This is a genomic window from Polaromonas sp. (genome assembly GCF_012927415.1).
In the GTDB taxonomy this organism is placed as follows: domain Bacteria; phylum Pseudomonadota; class Gammaproteobacteria; order Burkholderiales; family Burkholderiaceae_C; genus Polaromonas.
In genome coordinates, this window is record NZ_JABBPF010000058.1 from 1 (window position 1) to 3,391 (window position 3,391).

The window sequence follows — 3,391 nt, forward strand, 5'->3', positions numbered from 1 at the left end:
ACTGTCTCGCTTCGATTCGCGCAGCCACTATCTGTTCCGGTTTAATCCGGTGCCAGCTCGTGGCTGCGCGTCACAGGCCTTTACAGATCTTTTCTGAGATCAGGCAAGGTCGTAGCGATCAAGGTTCATCACCTTGTTCCAGGCTGCCACAAAGTCACGCACGAACGACTGCTTTGCGTCGCTGCAGGCATTGACTTCTGCAAGGGCTCGAAGCTGGGAGTTCGAACCGAAGACCAGATCAACGACGGTGCCCGTCCACTTGAGCTCGCCCGCCGCCCGATCACGACCTTCCAACACGCCTTCAGCGGTAGTGGATTTCTGCCACTTGGTGCTCATGTCGAGCAGGTTCACGAAGAAATCATTGGTCAATGTTTCAGGCCGGTTGGTGAAAACACCGTGTTTCGTTTGCCCGAAGTTTGCATTCATGGCGCGCATGCCACCGACCAATACCGTCATTTCGGGCGCGGTCAGCGTCAGCAGATTTGCCCGATCCAGCAGCAGCTCGGCAGCCGATCCTTCCAGTCCCTTCCGGATGTAGTTGCGGAATCCGTCCGCGGCTGGTTCGAGCACGGCGAATGAGTCCACATCGGTTTGCTCTTGCGAAGCATCCATGCGCCCCGGCGTGAAGGGAACCTTCACGTCCTGCCCGGCCTTCTTTGCAGCTGCCTCAACGGCCGCACAACCACCCAGCACGATCAAGTCAGCAAGCGAAACCTTTTTACCGCCCGACTGCGCACTGTTGAAAACTATCTGGATCGCTTCCAGCGCTTGCAGCACCTTCGCCAATTCGACCGGTTGATTCACTTCCCAATCTTTTTGCGGTGCAAGGCGAATACGCGCTCCGTTTGCCCCGCCGCGCTTGTCGCTGATGCGGAACGTCGACGCTGAAGCCCAGGCGGTCGTGACCAGTTGGGAAATAGAAAGTCCAGATGCAAGAACCTTGGATTTCAGGGCCGCAATTTCTTGCTCCCCGATTAATTCATGATCCACTGCGGGGATGGGATCCTGCCACAGCTGATGTTGCGCCGGCACGAGCGAGCCCAGATACCGGGATACAGGCCCCATGTCGCGATGCGTCAGCTTGTACCAGGCCTTGGCAAAAGCGTCTGCAAACTCTTGCGGGTTCTGGTGAAAATGCCGGGAAATCTTCTCATAGGCAGGGTCCATCCGCAGGGAAAGGTCCGTCGTGGCCATAAAGGGCGCATGTCGCTTCGACGGGTCATGGGCATCGGGCACGGTGCCCGCCCCAGCGCCGTTTTTGGGTTTCCACTGGTGCGCGCCGGCAGGGCTCTTCGTCAGCTCCCACTCGTAGCCGAACAGCGTGTCGAAGTAGCTGTTATCCCATGTCGTCGGGGTGGCGGTCCATGCCCCTTCCAGCCCGCTGGAGATCGTATCGACACCTTTGCCGCTGCCAAAGCTGCTGGTCCAGCCCAGGCCTTGCTCGGAAATATCGGCGCCCTCGGGTTCGGGGCCCTTGTAGTCTTCAGAGGCCGCGCCGTGGCATTTGCCGAAAGTGTGCCCGCCGGCGCACAGCGCCACGGTTTCATAGTCATTCATCGCCATGCGAGCGAACGTCTCGCGGATATCCCGTGCTGCAGCGACCGGGTCGGGGTTGCCGTCCGGTCCTTGTGGGTTCACGTAGATCAGACCCATCTGAACGGCCCCGAGAGGCTGCTCAAGTTCCCGGTCGCCGGTGTAGCGATTGTTTCCAAGCCAAGTGTCTTCGGATCCCCAGTAAATGTCCTCGCCAGGCTCCCAGACGTCCTCGCGCCCACCGGCGAAACCGAAGGTCTTGAATCCCATTGACTCCAGGGCGACGTTACCGGTGAGGACGATCAGGTCAGCCCAGGAAAGTTTCCGGCCGTACTTCTGCTTGATCGGCCAGATCAGGCGGCGTGCCTTGTCGAGGTTCACGTTGTCCGGCCAGCTATTAAGGGGCGCAAATCGCTGTGTGCCGAAGCCCGAGCCACCGCGACCATCGGTGGTACGGTACGTGCCCGCACTGTGCCACGCCATACGGATGAAGAACGGCCCGTAGTGGCCGTAATCCGCGGGCCACCAGTCCTGGGAATCCGTCATCAAGGCATGGAGGTCCTTGACCACGGCTTCCAGGTCGAGGGTCTTGAACTCCTCGGCGTAGTTGAACTCTTTGCCCATGGGATCAGACAGGGGGGAGTTCTGATTAAGTATCTTGAGGTTCAACTGTTCAGGCCACCAGTCTGCAACTGTCCTTGGCCGGGGTACTGAAGGTTTGAAAGCGGCAGTTGGAAACGGGCATTTTAATTCGGTCGACATGATTCTCTCCATCGGTTGATTGCAACTTATCTCACCGCCAACTGTAAAGTTTGGGCGCCGATTCATCAATGTAATATTTCCAATCGCAGCGATAGTATGGTCGGGCAAACTCACCGGGCCTGTCCTTGTGCTTACGCTGCCGGATGGAGGGTTCTGGCCAATGACCGTGTCGCGCTCCCAATCTTCAAGGCGGACGCGCTGCTCAACTTGTGCAGTGCGCTACTCGATGCCGGTGCACCTGAACAAAGTACCTCTTCTCTCATGACCGCAGGCCTTGCGTTTACATCTGGCTTTCCGGCATCGCAGATGATTGGCCAAGTTTGCACCCTGGGCTTTGTCAGGGTAAGCGCGCCGGGAAACGGACACCGCGCTGATGTGCAAAGAAATTTTCCCGTCCGGATCCGCCCACTAACCTGCTCGGACGACTAAAACAGGCGCAAAAGTACCTTAACGCGCTGTCAGTCGACGCGCCACTGTAACGTTATGCATTTTTTTTGCCCTGCAAACAACTCACATCGCTCAGACGCCCTTGTCGCCCGACAGCTTGAGCAAATCGCCGCCTGTCCCCAGCGACAACATGCCGCTTTGAGCGTAAATGCCGAGCTTGGCGCGGGTATCGATGATGTCCAGGTTGCGCATGGTCAGCTGGCCGATGCGGTCCAGCGGCGTAAACGCGCCTTCCACTTTTTCCATGCTCAGCCGCTCGGGGTGGTAGGTCAGGTTGGCCGACTCGGTGTTAAGGATGGAGTAGTCATTGCCCCGGCGCAGTTCAACCGTCACTTCGCCGGTGATGGCGCTGGCGACCCAGCGCTGGGCGGTTTCGCGCAGCATGATGGCCTGTGAATCAAACCAGCGGCCCTGATACAACAGACGGCCCAAGCGGCGGCCGCTGTCCCGGTACTGCTCGATAGTGTCTTCGTTGTGGATGCCGGTGACCAGGCGCTCATAGGCGATGAACAGCAGCGCCAGACCAGGTGCCTCGTAAATACCGCGGCTTTTGGCTTCGATGATGCGGTTTTCGATCTGGTCGCTCATGCCCAGTCCGTGGCGGCCGCCAATGCGGTTGGCTTCGAGGATCAGCTCGACCAGGTCGGTG

1 protein-coding gene and 1 pseudogene are annotated in these 3,391 nt (G+C 58.7%); both read right to left on the bottom strand.

Annotated features, from left to right (window positions below; all coding sequences use genetic code 11):
• Positions 1 to 99: 99 nt before the first annotated feature.
• Positions 100 to 2,295: a catalase/peroxidase HPI gene (gene katG, locus HHJ19_RS06095; RefSeq protein WP_296905002.1), complete on the bottom strand. Its 2,196-nt coding sequence runs from the start codon at positions 2,293 to 2,295 to the stop codon at positions 100 to 102.
• Between the two features lie 519 nt (positions 2,296 to 2,814).
• Positions 2,815 to 3,391, bottom strand: a pseudogene (locus HHJ19_RS06100) (argininosuccinate synthase domain-containing protein); the annotation flags it as partial.